The following is a 17,218-nucleotide window of genomic DNA, read 5'->3' as shown; positions in this document are numbered from 1 at the left end:
TTCGCTGTCGAGCTCTGCCTGGATCCAGGCCAGCACGAGCTGTCGCTGGTCCGAGCGGTCGAGTCGCTCCCGGCCGGGATGAATGGCGAGCCGCTCCAGGACAGCGCCGTGGACGCGTCGAGCGAGTGTCTGATGGGTCGTCTGGCCCGGTGCTCCGTTGACCGGGCGGGTCACGCCGCACTCCACGTCGGATCCAGGCGGGCCGCCAGGCTCGCGAGACGGCGGGCTTCGCGCTGCAGGGCGCTCCGGGGGAACGACCGCGTCGGGCGGGCACCATCGCTCCACACCTCGGCGGCCCGCGGATCGTTGGGCACCGTGCCGAGGAGGGGCAGCGCGCATCCGTCGGCGATCTCCTTGGCCGAGTACGGATCGCCCGCGCGGACCACGAGCAGCGATACGCGCGGGTCGCCGACGCCGGCGTCGAGTTCCTCTCGAAGGAGTGGCGCCACCCGACTCGCCGAGCGTGCCGCGCGCAGCGTCGATCCGGTGACGAGGAGGACCAGGTCAGCCACCCGGAGGAGCTCGACGACTCCGTCGACCGCGACGAACCGCCCGCAGTCGACGATGACGTCGCCCCCGTTCAGCCGGGCCAGCTCCGGTGCGAGCCGACTCCACGGGACGCTGCTCGCCTGTCCGACGCACCCGAACCCCGCGATGACCGGCGGGCAGTGCTCGGCAGGACGGTGCACCCGCCGATGCAGGCTCTGCTCGACCGGCCCGGTCCGCAGGTCGACCACCAGCTCGGCGAGTCCGGCGCGGGAGGGCCACTCGCCTGCTCCGAGGCCCGCACGGATGTCACCGCCGAAGGGGTCGGCGTCGAGGACGAGGGCGGCGCGGTGCCACTGCGACGCGATGGCCAGTGCGCTGGTGGTCACCCCGGGACTGCCCTTGGCCGAGACGAGTGCGATCAGCACCTCGATCACCCCCGACCGACGAGAACGAGGACGACGCGCTCGTCGAGCGCGGCGAGGGCGACCGCCTCGGCCTCGGCCTGGGGCACCACGACATCGACGGTGCGGCGTCCGCTCAGATCCGTCTCACCGGTCCGGACGACCGTGGCGAGCAGGCTTGGCCGCCCGGCGGACACCACCAGCACCGCGTCCCTCGGGGTCAACGGTGAGGTGGGAACGTGTCCGGGTTCGGCGGGGATCCCCACGACGGCCTCTCCGGGCATCGGCGTTCGGGTGCTCGTGACGGCATCCGGCGTGAGGGTCTGGCCGACGCGGAGGTCGGTGGCGGCGATCGTGCCGATGACGCTTTCTACGTCCCTCCAGGCGATCGTCGCCAACCCGGTGTCGGATGGCAGGAGAACCTCGCGCAATGCGGTCGGGTCGATGGTGTCGCCGTAGGACAACGGGCGGGCCAGAGCCACGACACCCTCCCTCGCCACCGCACCGCGGAAGGCGAAGACGGCCAGGAGCGCACCGAGCACACCGAGCAGGACCGCGAGGAGGAGCAACTTCGAGGTTCGACCGCCTCGTCGAGGAGCGCGCGGCACGGCCTGGCCGTTGGTCGTGGTGGTGTGAACCGCGGTCGTCATCGGGCCTCCCCGGTCACGAGCATCTGGATCTCGCCGATCTCGAGGGTGGTCGTGGCGGGCACCTCGACGGTCTCCTGCCCGTCCACCGGCTCGCCGCCGGACACCCCGCTCCAGGCGACCGTCCAGACGGCCGTGGCGACGATCTCCCACGCTCCGGTTCCCGAGGTGCGCTCAGGGAGGGACCGCTGTTCGTAGACGTACCCGCAGTCGGGTGACGGGCCGCTCTGCCCGGCCCAGGGGGTCCCGGGACCGTCGCAGCTGACGAGCGCCCCGGGCGGCCCCATGCTCCACTCGACCCGCGCCAGACGCGCGGTCGCGGTGACGCGTGCGGCACCGGCTGCTGCCGTTGCCGAGACGGGCCCCGCTGCGGCAGCGTCGTCCTGGATCCACAACCAGACGGGCACGCCGACGAATCCCGACCCACCGGTTGAGGTGCGGAGTGCCGGCTGGTCGAGGGTGAGGAGCTCGATCGCACGCTGTGCGAGGACGGCCGCCGGAGCGGCCTCGGCGGCCACAGCCGTCGCCGGTTCCGGGTCGAGGAAGTCCGCGGGATCGATAGCCTCCCCGACCCGCCAGGTGTCACCGAACGGCAGAGCTTCCAGCTGTGGTCGCGGCGGTGCGACCGGCGCGGTGGCATCGGCTGATGCTTCGCGCGGTGCCGCATCGCGGGTGGCGGGTGCAGGTCCGGCTTCGTCGCGCGGCCCGCCTGGCCGAGCCGGGTCCGCCGCGATCACGAGGCAACGACCGATGCTGTCGACGACGGCGCATCCCGGCGGACCGGGCTCCAGAGGGGCCCCCGGCACGAGCATCTGCAGTACCACGGTCATCGCCCCGATCGCGGTCAGCACGGCTCGTCCAGTGCCGGAACGGTGCGCTCTACCAACCATCGACCGTTGATCGAGACGAGCTCGGCGCGGAACTGGTAGCGGGGGACGCGGTTGGCCAGGTCGTCGAGCACGTCCCCGGTGGTGTCCGACACCAGGCGGGAGTCACCGAGGTCGACGCAGTCGAGGACCTGTGCCCGCGAGCCGAGGACCTCCTGCACGACCGGGTCGCGGGTCACCTGCCCCTCGGTGTGCGCCGGCAGGCTCGCGTAGTTCTGGACGTCCGTCGCCAACGAATCGAGAGCCGGACCGGTCGCCACGGCCTCGAGGTCCGGCAGCCAGTCCCGCGAGCCAGGTGCGGCGAGCGCGGAGTCCGTGACGGCCCAGAAGCGCTCGTAGGCCGCGAGGGACTCGATCGTCGGATCATTGTTCGCCGGGGGTGTCGTGGGTGACTCCGGCGGCGGGGACGCCGTGGAGCAGGACGTCGCGCAGAGCAGGGCGACGAGGAGGGCCGAGCGGAGAAGTGCCGTGGTCATCCATCGCTCCCGTGCGCAGTCGTGGTCGTTGCTGATCGTGCTGCCCGCCGTGGTCGATCCGTGGTCGTCGTGTGGTCGGGCCGTGGTTAGCGGATCCGATGCAGGTGGGAGTACCAGGAGCGGGTGCCCGCCCGTGGGCGAATGGAGCAGACGTCGCCCGAACGGACGATCCCCGCCGTGCGGCGACCGCAGTTCGACCACGGCGTGTCGTGCACCTCGACCACGGAACGACCACGCCCGCGCCACGTGGCGGTAGGGCCGCGCAGACAGCGTTGCGCCAGCGGCGGGCCAGCCGGCCGCGAGGTCGGACGGGAGGTGCGGACGGGATGCCACGTGGCCGGCAGGCGGTGAAGGCCATCGTGTCGTTGGTGGGTCCGCAGGACGTCACGGTCACGGCGCACCGGCCCGGCACCGACGGCGCTTCGGTGGGCGTACGTATCGGCGGCTCGTTGATCTACATCAACGATCTCGACACGGCCCAGGCCTTCCACGCGGTGTGGCGATCGGGCATCGAGCAGGGGAGGCCTCTCCCGACGCGGCCTGATCCGGACCTCGCGCGTCCGGTGTGGGGCGTATCGGAGCCGGTCGTGATGATGTCCGCTGCCGACGTCCCGCCCGCCCATGCGCGCCTCGAGAGGACCCGAGGGCGACCCTCGTGCCTCTGGATCACCCTCGGCCGGATCGTCTTTGCCGTCCATGATCAGCTGGCCCTCCGGTCGGCTGTTGTGGCGTTCCGGCAGGCTGAACGGCTCGCCGCGACGACGTTCCTGCCCGAGCCCGATCTGAGCGTGCGCTACCGCGCCGAAGCGACCGTCCAGCGGTTGCTCAACGCTCCGCCGCGGGCAGGCTCTGACCGAGCGCCACCTGTAGCCGCACCCGCAGCGCAGTCGCACCGGGGGGTTCTCCGAACGGCGAGCGAGCGAGCCCGCTGAGGCCCCTCGTCGAAGGAAGTTGTCCACATCGGTGGCGCACATCTGGACCGGATACGCGTACGTACCGATGGTGGGACGATGCGCCTGGCAACGGTGATCGTCGTGACCGGATTCCTGGTCGTCGGCTGCGCAGCCGCACCCGCGTCCCAGCTCGACGCGGGTGCGGGCTGCCGCGACGTCCACGTCGAGGTCGTCCTCGTCAGCGATGTGTCGATCGCGATGGTGAGCGCGGACAGCTGCGTCGACGGCGCAGGATCCGTTCTGCCGGCCGCTGACGCCACCGATCGGCTCGCGTCTGCTGCCTGGATCGCCGAGCTGCCGCGGTTCGATCGTGTGGACGCCTCGGTCGTCGTGTCGGCCGAGACCTACCCGTTCGCGCGCAGGTCGGTCCGGAGCTACTCGCCTTCCGAGCTGGAGTCCCGCTGGGGAGGTCGGCCTGCCCGGCTCGACGTCGGGGTGGCTCGGCACGGTCCGACGGGACCGTGGATCCTGCTTCCTCTCGCCGGCGTCCTGGTGCTGGGTGGGGCACTGAGGGCGGCCCGTTCCGGTTCGATCGTCGTCATCGGGATGCGAGCTCGCTGATCGTCAGGACGCGTAGCTGACGTGGATGTGGTCGAAGTGGCCGCCGGTGGCGTCGGTCGGGTCGTAGACACCGCCGCCGGTGTACGCACGGCCCCAGCCGTCGGTGTCGGACGTGCTGGGTGACCAGAAACGCCCCTGCCAGATGACGTAGCTGACGTCCAGCGTCGCCGCGTGCGCCCGCAGCCAGGACGCGAGCCGCCAGCCGGCGGCGAGCTCGTCACCCTGCGGGAAGGTGCCGGCGGCACCGGGGAAGTAGTCGCAGGCTCGGCCGCGCGGATGGTCGCTGTCGGGATTCCAGGCGTGCTCGTCCCAGCAGCCCACCGAACGGATCGGTCCGCCCGTTGCTGCGGGTCCGAAGGCCCGGACGATCTCGTCGAATCCGTGGCGAGTGGTCGGGGTGAGGCAGTTACCTCCTGTCGGGTCGGGCGCGGTGCATCCCGACCCGCCTCCGGCGAACTGGGTGGGTGCCGGCAGGTCGTCGATCGGGACCGGGCCGGAGTGGCGGCCGTAGGCGGCCAGGAACTCGTGGACGTGGGTCAGGTAGTCGTCGACGAGATCGGCGCACGCCGCATCGCAGCCGGCCTCGCCGGCGGTGGGCACGCCCGTTGCGGAGTCGGTGACACGGCTGCATCCGGCGATGTGGCACACGAGCATGGCATCGAGCGGAGTGGTCGGCTTCCCGGCTGTCGCGAGGTGTTGGGTCGCCGTTCGGAGGTTGCGGCACACCCAGGGGATCGCCGCACGCAGATGCTCTCCGGGTTGGAGGACGTCGGCCTCGGTAGGCGGTGGGGCGGACGCCCACGCTGCGCCGCCGGCATCGACCCAGTTCGCCTCGTTGAGCTGGTAGAGGCCCGCCGAACCGCCGTTGCGGTCGGGGCGGAAGGCGGTCGCGTCCCAGCCCGACTCGGCCTGGATCTGCGCGACGACCCACAGAGGCGGGAGCTCCGGGCAGACCGCGGCGGTCAGGTCCTTGATCAACGGGAGCTGCCCGGCCGCAGCGGTGGGGATCGCCGAGGGGTCGACCTCGCCGTCAGGGTCGATGGTGCTGAACACACCGAGCAGCGTGGCGATCAGCAGGAGGGGAAGGAGGAGGATCGCGACGAGGCCTGCCCCGCCGACGGCCAGCGCGCGCATGGGTCGCTCATCCGGTGTGCTCGAGCGGGCCGTCCGGCGCGGCGGTGGGCAGGGTCGCCAACGGGGTGTGACCGTTGAGGCTGCGGTAGCGCTCGTTGTGTGCGCAGTCGGCGAACGGGCCGAGAGGATTGAGGAGCTCCCGGAGGCACGGGTCGAGGTGGTCCCGGAGCCACAGCGACATCGCGACGCCGGGTTCGGAGGCGAGCTCGGCCCACGCGCGGTGCAGCGCCCGCATCCGGAGGATGGCCTCCGGGTGTTCCCACCAGCGGGGACACCACATCAGCTCGCCGCGCAGCGGCCGGGCGATGATGCCGGTGATGCACTGGTGCACCCAGGACACGAGGCCGTCCGCGTCGAGGTCCTCTATCGGGGCGGGGTCGCTCGCTGGCTCGGCTGTGGGCATGCCGTTGATGAGCTCGTCGAGAAGGTCGGTCTGGTGGTCCCGCCACGCTTCCAGGGCCTGCACCCGTGCCGTCAGTGCGGCGATCTGCTCGTCGTGGTCCGGCGCGCCGGCTGCGCTGCTCATGGCGTTCCTCTCGTCAGGTTGACGGGGTTGTGCGGGCCGAGGGCGATCGCAGCCGCGCGGCACAGCTCCTCGAGTGCGATGTCGGCGTAGCCAGAGATGTCGGTGTTGTCGCGTTCGCGGTACCAGGGATGCAGGCGTCCGAGCCCGGCCCTGCGCCCGGTGGCGAGCAGGACCGCCTGGTCCCGGGGAAGCGCGCGCAGTACCGATGCAGGGAGGATCGGCTCCCGGGCGGTGGAGTACTGCCGGGATGCGCCACGGGTCCGGTCGATGCTGGTCGAGGTCTTTTCGACGTCGTGGTCGCCGATGAGGCCGGAGAGGCGCTGCAGGAAGGCGTGGTCGTCGACCCCGGCGCCGACGACCTTGATCGTGGCGGCGGACCAGAGGGCCTGCATGCCCTGCTCGCCCCACACCCCGACGCCCTGCTGGTAGCTCTGCAGCATCGTGAGGACCTGGATGCCGCGGGAGCCGTAGTGGCTGTAGAGCTGGGGGAGCTGGCGGATCGGACAGATGTTGGCGGCCTCGTCGAGGACGGCGACCACGGGCGGATCGAGGCGTCCGCCCCGAGCCTGCGCCAGCAGTTCCGCGGCCTCGAGGATGCGGTCGACCAGCGCGGTGACGACGGGCGCAGCGGTGCCGGCTCCTTCCTTGGAGAGCAGGTGGACCGTGGCGCGGCCGTCCTGCGCTGCCCTGAGGAGGTCCCACATATCCAGCTCGATCGGCGGGTCGACGGGCGGGGACAGCCAGGTGTGTGGCGGGGTGATCCAGCGCAGGATGCGTTCGCTGGTCAGGGCCTTCGTCGCGGTGCGTGCGGTCTGCAGGATCCCCTTCGTCGTGACGTCGGCGCCGTGCAGCGTCGACTCCAGGTCCGCGGCCTCGACCAAAGCGCCCGCCGCGTCGAGTGCGGCGACGGCGTCACGGCTGCCCGGTTGCAGCCAGGAGACGACATCGCGCACGGTGCCGCCGTCCTGCAGAGCGGCCGCGAGCAGCGTCGACGTGAGCACCTGCTCGGCGGCGGAGTGGAAGAACGGGTCGCGCCGGTTGCCGCCGATGGTGCCCATGAAGTGTCCGGCGAGGCGGGACGCGGCCTCCATCCGTTCGGCGGGCTCGACGTCGCGGATGCTGCGCAGCGGGTCCCACCACCAGGTCTGACGGGCGTGGGCGATGAGCTGCGGGTCGAAGGTCCACACCGGTCCGGCGCGTCCACGCAGACCGGACGTCAGTGCCCACAGGTCAGCCTTGTTCGAGGTGGCGACGACGAGCCCGGGCGCGGCGAGGACGGTCGGGACGGCGAGCGCGCTGGTCTTGTTGGCGCGCGGGCCCATGACGACGAGTCCGACGTCCTCCCAGGACATCCACACGTCCCGGCGTCCGATGGACAGCAACCGCAGCCCGCGATCGGCGGGTTCGTCGCCGTCGAGCGAGGGGCGGAGGCGGCGGGCACGTTCCGCGGCAGCGTCGCCGGAGAGGTCGCCGAGCTCTCGACGCCCCAGGAGGGACCGCTGTGGATCATCGGCGCTGCTCGCACCGGTCAGCAGGAACGCGATCAGCACGACAGCTGTGGCTTCCAGCAGGATCGCCGTGCTCAGCACCGTTGCGAACACGGTCGTCGACGCATCGGGGGAGAGGATCGCCGCCGGACCGTCGCGCAGCAGCGTGGAGACCGTCAGCGGGTCGGGTCCGTCGGCCACCCAGGTCCCGGTGCCGCTGAGTGAGGCCAGGCCGGCGGCGAGCCAGACGTCGACGCACAGCAGTGCGGCCGCTCCGATGGCGGAGAGCAGCAGGAGCGGCGCCGCGGCGTCCCGGAGGAGGGCGCGGTTCACGAGGTCGGCCCCTGCACGCGGAACGCGCGGTCGGTGTCGTGCAGCTCGATCTCGGTGGGGGTGAGGGTGAGAGCGACGGGCAGGCCGAGCCGCTGGCCCGACTTGATCAGGTACTTGCCGCGACCGGGGTGGGTGCGGCCGGAGTGCCACGTGGGTGGGGCCGCCCAGGAGGTGATGAGGGCGGCCTCCCCGCGGGTGAGTGAGGTGAGCCGGCGGAGCCCGTCGAGCTCCTTGTCGGCCATGCCGCCGAGGAGGAGTACTCCGTTGCGCGACGCCATGCCCCGGGCCTTCGCCCGGTCGGCCTCGGTGGGGAGCGCTTCGAGGTCGTCGAGGGAGTGGGTGACCTGGAAGGACACGACTCCGCGGTGCCGGCCGAGGCGGGTGATCCGGTCGGACCGCTCCACCAGTCCGGGTGCGACCCGCAGGGCTCGCCAGAGCTCGTCCTGGACCTGTACGACGTTGCGGCGTCGCTCGCCGTACCCGGCGGCGTCGGCGAGTCCTGCCGACCAGGTCCAGGAGCAGAGCATGGCGGCGGCAACCACCTCGTCCTCGTCGTCGTCGAGGGCGCTGATGTCGAGCGACAGGGCGGGGGTGTCGGGGTCGAACCGGGTGCTGCTGGGGCGGTCGAAGATCCCGCGGATCGCTCCCTCGCAGAGCAGGCCGAGCGTGTTGGTGAGGGTCCGGGTGAAGCGGCGGTACTCCGCCGGTTCGTCGACCGCGGCGATGGTCGCGAGCGTGGACGGGCCGGCACGCAGGACCGACAGGATTTCCGGGATGACGGGTTCGCGGTCCGGATCTGCGTCGACGACGACGTCCAGGGCGGCGCCGAGCAGTCGGCGCTCGGTGACGTCGGGCTCGGTGCGCCGGACGATCGTGATCAGTGCTTCGAGGAGGGAGAGGCGGCGGGCGCGCAGGGTCTCGGTCAGGCGCAGCCGGTCCTCGGGCGGCGCGGCACGAAGCGCCTCGCGCAGCGGTCCGGCGTCGAGGGGGTTGAGTGATTCGAGACCGCGGCCGAGCCGCCACACCGAACCGCCGAGTGCATGGACCAGGCCGGTGTACTCGCCCTTCACGTCGCCGGGGATGACGGCTCGCATGCCGAACCCGACCAGGCCGGTCACCATCCGCTTGGTGATCGAGGACTTCCCGATGCCGGGCTGGCCCTGGACCCATACGCCGGTGTTGGACACCAGGCCGGTGCGGAGCCACTGGGCCGGGTCCAGCCCGATCGGTTCGGCCGTGTGCAGGTGACGGCCGATGGGGACGCCGCGGACGTCGGAACCGGAGGGGGTGGCGAAGGGGAACAGCCCGCAGATCTGGCTGGTGGTGCCGGCAAACCGGTTGCCGGGTTCGACGTGGCCGGCGCGTCCGCCTCCGGGGACGGCCCAGCCCCAGGAGCGGGGAACGGGTGCGGTCATGGTGGTCCTCCGTCAGCGTCCGCGTCGGTGGGTGATGAGGTCGGCGGGGTCGATGCCCAGCCCGAGAGCGGCGGCGAAGCCGGCGGCCTGCGAGCCGCGGAGGCGTCGCAGGCGCAGTTTCGACTGGCCGGCACGTTGCTCGGTGTCGGCGACGGCGGCGGGGAGGTCGTCGTCGTGCAGGACCGTGGTGGTCACGTAGACGGTGAACCGGCCGACGCCGGCTCCCTCGGCCTCCTCGCGAGCGGACTGCAGGGCGCGGCTGCGGTCGTCGCGCTCGCGTTGGGTCTCGTCGCGGCGGGTGCGTTCGGCCCAGGCCCGCCGGACCTGACCCGATGTCACTTCGTTCTCGACTTTCGCCGCGGCCTGCGCGGCGGGGTAGGGGTCGTAGAGCCAGGTGGTGCGTCGCGGGAAGGGGCCGGGGGCGAGCAGCGGGGCGAGCACGGCCGGACCCACGGCCTGGCGCGGTGCTTCGCGCAGCGCCCAGCTGACCGATAGCCCGCCCTCGTGGCGGTAGCCGTCCCACTGCTCCTGCGCCGCGACCGGGCCGGCGTCGCGCCAGGCCATGCTGTGGCCGGCCTCGTTCAGGCGAGCGATCTGCGGCCGGGCGTGCGGATCGAACGCGGCGCGGATGCGGCCGGTCAGCCACCCCGTGGACGCCCGACCGAGGACGGCGACGCCGCAGGCGGCGAGCTGGTTCTCGATGCCGGGCAGCCAGCGTCCGATCTCGACCGCGGAGGCCAGGAGGTCGACCGGTTTGGGGGTGGCGCGTGCGGGGTCGAGACAGACGGAGACGCGGGTGTCGACCTCGGCGCTGCTGGTGGGGGTGAGGGCGACGAGCTCGTCGAGGATGCGGCGCGCGACCGCGGGCGCGCTGGGATCGAGCGCGCGGGCGACGTAGTCGCGGACGGTCGTGCCGCCGGCGGGGGCGGTGTCGACGGTGACGGCGATGTGCCGGATGAGGGGGAGGTGGCCGAGGTCGGCGAGCAGCGCCCCCCAGGACGCGACCCACTGATCCGTCTGCTCGGGGTCGGCGAGGTCGAGGCCGACGGGGGAGCAGCGCAGGACGGCGGTCAGGGTGCCGGTGCGGCGGTGCCAGAGCAGGGCGTGCCGTCCACCGCGGCCGTCGTCGACGTCGACGGGTTGCAGGGGAGCCAGGACGCCCGGCAGGTCGGCGCCGCGGGGGTGCTCGGTCAGGACGCCACCGGAAAGCTCGGTCCACCCCGCGGCGCGGGCGCGGTGGAACCGCGCTCGCCGGGTGACGACGTCAACCAGGCTGATCCCGCCGATCCGGATCATCAGGGCGGCGATCACGGCGGCGCTGACACCGGCCAGCGGGAGGGCCGCGACGGGTAGCGCCGAGACGGCGAAGAGTGGAGTGAGGACGGCGACGAGGAGGATGACGGTGGACGGCGTGGACAGCGCGCCGATGCCCCAGCCGCGTTCGGCTCGCCAGTTGCCGTAGAGCCTCGGCCGGTCTTCGCGTGTGGTCGGGTCCGCGGTCATGACGTCGAGTCCTGGTCGGGCTCGCCGGTGATCTGGTCGCCCGCCTTCTTGGCTGCCCCGGCGACGGCGGTGGCCGCGACCGCCGCGCCGGCGACTGCTGCGCCGCCGGCCGCGGCCGAGGATGCGGCGCCGCTGGGCGGGTAGCTGCCCTGGACCGGGACGCTGCCCGGTCCCGTCGCGTCGACGGCGGCAGCTCGTTCGACGGACGCGGCTCGGCCGTAGCCGTTGTTCATCGCCACGGCTCCGGCAGCCCCGAGGAAGCCGGACCCGGATCCGCCTCCGCCGCCGATCTGGGTGCCGGTCCAGGAGAAGAACTTCAGCAGCACTGGCATCGCGATGACCGCGAGGAGCAGCACCATGATCCCGGTGATCATCGTGGCGACGTTGCCGTCGTCGCTGGCACTCGGGGAGGACAGGTAAGAGAAGCCGATGTAGTAGACGAACGCTGCGGCCGGCTTGTAGGCGACCATTGCGATCAGCCACACGAGCAGTCGGTCGAGCCAGCCGCGGGTGGAGCGGGTCAGGGATCCGGACGCGGCGAGCGGGAGCATCGCGGCGAGCACGAGGAGCCCGGCCTGGCGCATCGCCATCAGGACCCACTGCACGAGCGACAGCACGGCGGCGATGAGCGAGACGAGTAGGACGAGGAACGTGGAGTCGCCCTCGAGTAGCACGTCCTGCATGAGGAGCGCGAAATTGCTCGCGGCGCCGTCGAGCAACCGGGCGGCCACGACATCCCCGGCGCGCAACGCGCTCTGCAGCGTGACCAGCCCCAGCGCGGACACGACCGCGTAGCGCAGCAGCCCGGTCGCGACCATGACGACCGGCTCGCCCTTGCGGGACAGGATCAGCCGGATCGACTGCGCCAGCACCCCACCGACCAGCATGATCAGGACGAGGTCGCGGGTCATGCCCTGCGCGGCGACGACGGCGGGGTCGAGCGGGTCGACGCTCTCGGTCTCCACCCACCAGGTGGCGGTGGTGACGACCAGCTCCGCGGTGCTGCGAGCGACCTCGGCGACAATGCCCTCGAACGCGGATCCGATCGCGGCACCGGCCTGACAGCCGAGGTCGAAGGTCCCGCACTCCTGCGACGGCGCCTGGGCCAACGCGGCGGTCACGACGTCGGTCCGAGCAATGCGTAGCCGACGGTATCGGGCTGCAGGGACGGGCGTCGGACCGGGACACGCAGCTGCCAGTCCTGCCCGGACCAGCGCAGCGTCGTGTCCACCCGCGACAACCCGCCCTGGCTGCGGGCCTGCGGGGTGTCCGCGAGCAGGGACACGACGACGTGGTCGCCGGAGGGTTCACCGGCGATGACGCGGTAGTGCAGCGCGACCGGCGTCAGGTCCTCACCGGCGGGGGAGTCGGACAGGGGGAGCGCGGTTTCCAGCGCAGCCTGGGCGGCGCCGATGTCGCCGAAGCACTGCTCGGCCAGCGTCGGGCCGGAGACCGCAGCGCCGGCCGCGGTGGTGATCCGCGGGCTGATGTGGGTTGCGGCCAACGCCGCTCCGAGAGCGTCATGGCTGAACCCCGACGCCCGCATGCCGTCGACCCGGAACGGGCCGTGGCGGAGCGACTGTGCCGCGACGCCACCGGGCACGGCCACCAGAGCGACCTGCTCGAACCGGATGCTCTCGCTCGGCGGCCCAGTGCAGGCAACGGCGGCGATGAGGATCGCGAGTGCGGTGATCGAGCGCTTCACAGCTGGAACGCCCCCACCAGCAGTGCCGCGACGGAGGCAAGCGCGAGCCCGCCCATCACCCAGGCCCCGCCCACGAGGCCCTCGTAGGCGGTGGCGGAGCGGTTCCGCCGCCCGATGATGATCATCAGTGCGCAGACGAGGATGCCCAGGACGCCGGAGACGAGGACGCCCCACTTGAGCCAGCCCAGGAGGTCGCCGGCGAGAGCGTCAAGACCGGGTGGCGCGATCGGTGCCGGGTCCGGCACCGCGGAGGTCGGTTGAGGTCGCATGGTCAGGGACTCCTTGTCGGGATCGGGACGAGACCGCTGCGGATTGATGCCGCGCGGTGAGGAGCGAGGGGCTGGACGTCCGGGGAGAGGCCGAGTACTGCGCACACGTCGCGGGCGACGTCGGCGTAGCGGCGCAGCGCGCGCGGTACCTCGCCGCGGGGAACGGCGAGCAGCCCGCGGACCTCGTCGAGGGGCGAGGTGAGGTCACGCCAGCGCCGGACATACGGGAGCACCACGATTGCCGCGGTGTGCGGTTCGAGCAGCCGCAGCCGAGCGCTGACCGGTCGGCTCGGTCCGGAGGTGTCCGCGGAGGTGACCGCGAGGACGGGCCGGATGCCGCTGGTCGAGATGATCAGTTGCGCGGCTCGGCCGGCACGCACCAGTGAGTCACCGGTGGCGCGGCAGACCAGGACGTCGACCGGCCGTCCGACGAACACACCCCGGTCCGTTGCGCCGATCGCAGTGGCCAGATTCGACGTTCCGACGCCGCCGGCGACCCCGGCCACCGACCGCCGGCCGGGCTGCCGGGTCGTTCCGTTCGTAGGTTCCACGCTCTCGCCTCCACTGCTGGTGGGCGAAGCACACATCCCGCCATGTGCGGCTGCGTGGTCGGGCGTGGCTTGTGCGTGGTCCCGCAGGCGGTAGCGGTCCCGAGGCTTAGCACTGAGCCTGGACAGTAGATCAGGTCGGTAGTCGGCCGATTGCCAGAACGATCCCCGCCCGGCTCTGCGCGCAATGTGTGCGGACCATCCGCACCGCCGCGGCCTTCCTGGTCAAGTCCCGGGACGTGGTGTTCGACAGTTGATGCGTGATCTTCTGGAGGATGTTCAGGCGCTCAGCGCCGGGATATCGCTGGTGGTCACCTCCTCGGTGGTGCCGGAGTAGTCGGGGACGGTGGTGACGCGGGCCCGGGCCAGGACCTCGAGGCCGGGGTGGCGGCGGCCTTCAGCCCATTCGTCGTGTTGCTCGGCCAGGACGGCGTCGCCGAGGCGGATCAGGGAGTTGCGGTCGGGGAAGATCCCGACCACGTCGGTGCGCCGACGGATCTCCCGGTTGAGCCGTTCCCGGGGGTTGTTCGACCAGATCCGGCGCCATAGCTCCTTCGGGAAGCTGGTGAACGCGACGACGTCGGCCCGGGCGGTGTCGAGGTGCTCGGCGACCTTGGGGCAGTTTCTCGGTCAGGGCGTCGAGGACCCGGTCGAACTGGGCGTGGACCGAGGCGGTGTTGGGCTGGTCGTAGACCGGGTGCAACAGCGCGCATGACTCGCCCTGGGTCTGATGGAGGCCCGTCTCAGGAGGCTTCGACCGACTCGCGGTCGGCCCGTTGGGCAGCGTAGAACGCCTGCTCGTACTCGGCCGGCGGCCGGTCATCGAGGTAGCCGTGCAGACGCGCGGTGTTGTGCCAGTGCGCCCAACCCAGCGTGGCCAGCTCGACATCGGCGACGGTCCTCCACGGCTGCTGACGTGTGGGCCCGCGGATCAGCTCGGTCTTGTAATAGCCGTTGACCGTCTCGGCCAGGGCATTGTCCTAGGAATCCCCGACGCTGCCGATCGACGGGACCGCACCGATCTCGGCGAGCCGTTCGCCATAGCGCACCGACGTGAATTGCGACCCGGCATCGGAGTGACACCGCAACCCGTCCAGGCAGGTGCCGCGCGACCAGCGGGCCATCTCGATGGCGTCGAGCACCATCGTGGTGCGCATGTGCGGCGCGACGCGCCACCCGACGATCGTGCGGGAGAACGCATCGACGATGAAGCACACGTAGGCGACCCCGGCCCAGGTCGGGACGTAGGTCAGATCGGTGACCCACAGCTGGTTCGGCGCCCTAGCCTCGAAGCGGCGCCCCACCAGGTCCGGGTGCCGGACAGCAACGGGATCGGCCCGGGTGGTGCGCACCCTCTTCGTTCGCCGAACGCCCTCGATTCCGGCCGCGCGCATCAGCCGGGCGACCTGATCCCGGCCCACGTCCAGGCCGGCGCGGCGCGCGGCCTTCCACAACTTCCGCGCTCCGTAGACGCGATAGTTGTTCTCCCACAACGTGACCAGCTCCGGGATCAGGACTACGTCCCGACACGCCCGCGCCGACGGTGAACGGGTCTTGGCGGCGTGGTAGCTACTGGGGGCCACCTGCAGGACCCGGCAGATGGGCTCGACCCCGAGCGGCTTTCCCTCGACCACGTCGTCACGGTTGGGGTCGATGAACGCCACTATCTGCGATGTTGGCGGTCGAGCTCCGCCCCGAAGAAACTCGCGGCCCTCTTCAAGATCTCGTTCGCCCGGCGCAGCTCCCGGACTTCCTGCTCGAGCTCCCTGACCCGGGCGGCCTCGCCGGCGCTCACCCGGGTTCGTGGCCGTCGTCGATGTCGGCCTGGCGCACCCACATCCGCACCGACTCGACCCCGTAGCCCAGCTGCTCGGCGACCCGTTTCACGGTGCCGTGCTCGCTGCCCAGCTCCGCCCGCAGGGTCCGGACCATCCGCACCGCGGCGGCCTTCTCCTCATCCGAGTACCGACGCGTGGTCGGCTTGCCCGGGGACTGCTCTCTCGGCATGGCTCCATTCTCGTTTCCAAGGTCAGGAGCCTCCACCGGACCCAGGGCGAGTCACGATCGTTGCGACCGACGAGGTCGGGCGTCAGCTGGGCGAACGGGTCGTGCGGGCGACCGATGCCGGGCACCGGCAACTCGTAGGGTGGGCAGGCAGTTCCCCGAGGGCCGGACCTGGGCGGTCGAGGACTGTCGGCACGTCTCGACCCGGTTGGAACGAGCGCTGCTGGCGGCGGGTGAGCGGGTGCCGCGGGTGCCGCGGGTGCCGCCCAAGTTGATGGCCGGGGCTCGTGACAGCGCGCGGACCCGCGGCAAGTCCGATCCGATCGACGCGCTCGCGATCGCCCGCGCCGCGTTGCGCGAGCCGAACCTGCCCATCGCCGAGCACGATGACCGGTCGCGGGAGCTGAAGCTGCTGGTGGATCACCGGGAGGACCTCGTCGGGGAGCGCACCAGGATGATCAACCGGTAGCGGTGGCATCTGCAGGAGCTCGACCCGGAGCTCGACCCGCGGGCACGCGCGTTGACCCGACTCGCAGGTCTGGACCGGGTGGCTGGGTGGTTGGCCGAGCGCCTCGAAGGGCTCGTGGCGCGGTTGGCCGCAGAGCTGGTAGCCGACATCCGAGCGTTGACGGTGCGGGTCAACGCTCTGGAACGGGAGATCGCGGCGCAGGTCGAGGTCGTGGCGCCGGCGCTGCTGGCCTTGCCCGGTTGTGGCGCGTTGACCGCAGCGAAGATCGTCGGAGAGACCGCGAACCCGGGACGGTTCCGGTCCGAGGCCTGCTTCGCCATGCATGCCGGTACCGCACCGGTCCCGGCCTCGTCGGGGCGCACACGGCGGCATCGCCTGGCCCGTGGCGGGAACCGCCAGCTCAACGCCGCGCTGCACCGGATTGCCATCACCTAAGCCCGCCTGCACGGCAGCCTCGGGCAGGTCTACTACCAGCGCAGACGCGGGAACGACGACACGAAGATGGAGGCGTTTCGGGCGCTCAAACGCCGTCTCGCCCGAGTGGTGTTCGGCCTGCTCACCCCGACCACAACCAGCGCAGTCGACGCCGCGCCGGTCGCGGCTTGACAGAGGAGCAACGACATCGCGATCGTGACGACCCCGCCGATTCGTTGCAGCAGCAGCAGCTCGTTGCCGAACAGTCAGTCCGACAGACCGAGCACGAGCAGCGCTCAACCCGGCCGCAACTACCCGGCCCGCGTCGGCGGCTCCATCGACTCCGAGGTGCCGTGGTGTCCGCGGCGCGGGTAGCGGCGTAGGTGCGCGGTGGTCGACGGCGAGTCCTGTGCGGTGATCACCGCGTCGGTATAGACCAGGCACCATCCTGCTGCGAGCCGTTCGCCGACTCGGGCGGTGGGTCGGTGGGTCGGTGGGCTCACGTCCGCCGACGTCCGGCCGGTCCTGACCGCGGCCGCGCGGTTCCGTCGGAGTCGCCAGTTACACCGCCCGCCAGGTCAAGCGCGACATCGACGACGGCCTCGTCTACGGCGCTGCCCGCCCTCGCCACCTCGACGACATTCCGGACCGGTCCGGAATCGGAACACGAGACACGACCGGTAACCGCCGCCGAAGCAGGGCGGCGCGGGTGAACCTGGTTCCGCGGCCTCGTGATGCGTGGCAGCGCAGCACACCCAGGCGGGGCGGGCCCCGGCGGAGGGCCCCGGTCCCAGGCGGTGCCGCGGGCGTCGGGGCGCCCGGACGCCTCCGGCGTCGCCACCGCTCCGGGGAGCGCCACCCACACGGTCGTCCCTGCAGGCCCTGCCCCGGCGCCTACCGTCCGGACGCCTTCCATGAGCTTCCCGCCAAATCCGCGAGGTCGACCTGGGTGAGATGGCGGGTTGGGCCTCCCACCCACGGCACCGATGGATCGCCA

At 72.0% G+C, this 17,218-nt stretch carries 15 protein-coding genes, 3 pseudogenes and 1 other annotated feature; of the genes and pseudogenes, 3 read left to right on the top strand and 15 right to left on the bottom strand.

The features are described from left to right. Positions 1 to 170 precede the first annotated feature (170 nt). From I4I81_RS11950 to I4I81_RS11935, 4 genes are all read right to left on the bottom strand, one after another. Positions 171 to 914: a CpaE/TadZ family protein gene (locus tag I4I81_RS11950; protein WP_218600829.1), complete on the bottom strand. Its 744-nt coding sequence runs from the start codon at positions 912 to 914 to the stop codon at positions 171 to 173. A 5-nt stretch (positions 915 to 919) separates the two neighbouring features. Continuing rightward, complete coding sequence (locus I4I81_RS11945) at positions 920 to 1,540, bottom strand: SAF domain-containing protein (protein ID WP_218600830.1); 621 nt, start codon at positions 1,538 to 1,540, stop codon at positions 920 to 922. After that, positions 1,537 to 1,944: a hypothetical protein gene (locus tag I4I81_RS11940; protein ID WP_226363896.1), complete on the bottom strand. Its 408-nt coding sequence runs from the start codon at positions 1,942 to 1,944 to the stop codon at positions 1,537 to 1,539. The genes I4I81_RS11945 and I4I81_RS11940 overlap by 4 nt, the downstream gene beginning before the upstream one ends. A 437-nt stretch (positions 1,945 to 2,381) precedes the next feature. Further along, positions 2,382 to 2,900 (bottom strand): hypothetical protein, encoded by a 519-nt coding sequence (locus I4I81_RS11935; RefSeq protein ID WP_218600832.1) that lies wholly within the window; start codon positions 2,898 to 2,900, stop codon positions 2,382 to 2,384. A gap of 347 nt (positions 2,901 to 3,247) precedes the next feature. On the opposite strand from I4I81_RS11935, the gene I4I81_RS11930 reads away from it, so the two are divergent. Then, positions 3,248 to 3,832, top strand: coding sequence for a hypothetical protein (locus tag I4I81_RS11930; protein ID WP_218600833.1), 585 nt, complete (start codon positions 3,248 to 3,250; stop codon positions 3,830 to 3,832). Positions 3,833 to 3,910: 78 nt separating this feature from the next. Continuing rightward, positions 3,911 to 4,414, top strand: a complete 504-nt coding sequence (locus I4I81_RS11925; RefSeq protein ID WP_218600834.1) for a hypothetical protein — start codon at positions 3,911 to 3,913, stop codon at positions 4,412 to 4,414. 3 nt (positions 4,415 to 4,417) lie between these two features. Here I4I81_RS11925 and I4I81_RS11920 read toward each other — a convergent pair whose 3' ends face one another. From I4I81_RS11920 to I4I81_RS11870, 11 genes and pseudogenes are all read right to left on the bottom strand, one after another. Beyond that, positions 4,418 to 5,548, bottom strand: a complete 1,131-nt coding sequence (locus tag I4I81_RS11920; protein WP_218600835.1) for a VldE C-terminal domain-containing protein — start codon at positions 5,546 to 5,548, stop codon at positions 4,418 to 4,420. 7 nt (positions 5,549 to 5,555) lie between these two features. Next, complete coding sequence (locus I4I81_RS11915; RefSeq protein ID WP_218600836.1) at positions 5,556 to 6,074, bottom strand: DUF4913 domain-containing protein; 519 nt, start codon at positions 6,072 to 6,074, stop codon at positions 5,556 to 5,558. Next, positions 6,071 to 7,894, bottom strand: coding sequence for a type IV secretory system conjugative DNA transfer family protein (locus tag I4I81_RS11910; RefSeq protein ID WP_218600837.1), 1,824 nt, complete (start codon positions 7,892 to 7,894; stop codon positions 6,071 to 6,073). Before I4I81_RS11910 ends, I4I81_RS11915 begins: the two co-directional genes overlap by 4 nt. Beyond that, positions 7,891 to 9,309 (bottom strand): putative type IV secretion/conjugal transfer ATPase, encoded by a 1,419-nt coding sequence (locus I4I81_RS11905; protein WP_218600838.1) that lies wholly within the window; start codon positions 9,307 to 9,309, stop codon positions 7,891 to 7,893. The genes I4I81_RS11910 and I4I81_RS11905 overlap by 4 nt, the downstream gene beginning before the upstream one ends. Before the next feature lie 12 nt (positions 9,310 to 9,321). Beyond that, positions 9,322 to 10,812 (bottom strand): SCO6880 family protein, encoded by a 1,491-nt coding sequence (locus I4I81_RS11900; RefSeq protein ID WP_218600839.1) that lies wholly within the window; start codon positions 10,810 to 10,812, stop codon positions 9,322 to 9,324. Continuing rightward, on the bottom strand, positions 10,809 to 11,933 hold the full coding sequence (locus I4I81_RS11895; RefSeq protein ID WP_218600840.1) for a TrbL/VirB6 family protein: 1,125 nt from the start codon (positions 11,931 to 11,933) through the stop codon (positions 10,809 to 10,811). Before I4I81_RS11895 ends, I4I81_RS11900 begins: the two co-directional genes overlap by 4 nt. Further along, positions 11,930 to 12,517, bottom strand: a complete 588-nt coding sequence (locus I4I81_RS11890) for a DUF8175 domain-containg protein (RefSeq protein WP_218600841.1) — start codon at positions 12,515 to 12,517, stop codon at positions 11,930 to 11,932. The genes I4I81_RS11895 and I4I81_RS11890 overlap by 4 nt, the downstream gene beginning before the upstream one ends. Further along, a complete protein-coding gene (locus I4I81_RS11885) occupies positions 12,514 to 12,786 on the bottom strand; it encodes a hypothetical protein (RefSeq protein WP_218600842.1) in 273 nt (90 codons plus the stop codon). Before I4I81_RS11885 ends, I4I81_RS11890 begins: the two co-directional genes overlap by 4 nt. A gap of 2 nt (positions 12,787 to 12,788) precedes the next feature. Continuing rightward, entirely contained in the window at positions 12,789 to 13,223 is a 435-nt protein-coding gene (locus I4I81_RS11880; RefSeq protein WP_218600843.1) for a hypothetical protein, read from the bottom strand. Positions 13,224 to 13,613: 390 nt separating this feature from the next. Next, a pseudogene (locus I4I81_RS11875) lies at positions 13,614 to 14,043 on the bottom strand (transposase); the annotation flags it as partial. Between the two features lie 34 nt (positions 14,044 to 14,077). Further along, positions 14,078 to 15,341: pseudogene (locus tag I4I81_RS11870) on the bottom strand (IS3 family transposase). Next, positions 14,909 to 15,043 (bottom strand) — a sequence feature (AL1L pseudoknot). (Overlaps the previous pseudogene by 135 nt.) Before the next feature lie 56 nt (positions 15,342 to 15,397). On the opposite strand from I4I81_RS11870, the pseudogene I4I81_RS31560 reads away from it, so the two are divergent. Then, a pseudogene (locus I4I81_RS31560) lies at positions 15,398 to 16,413 on the top strand (IS110 family RNA-guided transposase). Positions 16,414 to 17,218: the final 805 nt, after the last annotated feature.

It is taken from the genome of Pseudonocardia abyssalis (assembly GCF_019263705.2).
Classification (GTDB): domain Bacteria; phylum Actinomycetota; class Actinomycetes; order Mycobacteriales; family Pseudonocardiaceae; genus Pseudonocardia; species Pseudonocardia abyssalis.
The sequence above is the reverse complement of the archived record's forward strand: the minus strand, read 5'-3'. Positions and strand labels throughout refer to the sequence as shown.

Excerpts from the sequence above, each read along its gene's own strand:
- I4I81_RS11945 (WP_218600830.1), bottom strand. The coding sequence starts at position 1,540 with ATGACGACCGCGGTTCACACCACCACGACCAACGGCCAGGCCGTGCCG.
- I4I81_RS11935 (WP_218600832.1), bottom strand. The coding sequence starts at position 2,900 with ATGACCACGGCACTTCTCCGCTCGGCCCTCCTCGTCGCCCTGCTCTGC.
- I4I81_RS11925 (WP_218600834.1), top strand. The coding sequence starts at position 3,911 with ATGCGCCTGGCAACGGTGATCGTCGTGACCGGATTCCTGGTCGTCGGC.
- I4I81_RS11920 (WP_218600835.1), bottom strand. The coding sequence starts at position 5,548 with ATGCGCGCGCTGGCCGTCGGCGGGGCAGGCCTCGTCGCGATCCTCCTC.
- I4I81_RS11915 (WP_218600836.1), bottom strand. The coding sequence starts at position 6,074 with ATGAGCAGCGCAGCCGGCGCGCCGGACCACGACGAGCAGATCGCCGCA.
- I4I81_RS11905 (WP_218600838.1), bottom strand. The coding sequence starts at position 9,309 with ATGACCGCACCCGTTCCCCGCTCCTGGGGCTGGGCCGTCCCCGGAGGC.
- I4I81_RS11900 (WP_218600839.1), bottom strand. The coding sequence starts at position 10,812 with ATGACCGCGGACCCGACCACACGCGAAGACCGGCCGAGGCTCTACGGC.
- I4I81_RS11885 (WP_218600842.1), bottom strand. The coding sequence starts at position 12,786 with ATGCGACCTCAACCGACCTCCGCGGTGCCGGACCCGGCACCGATCGCG.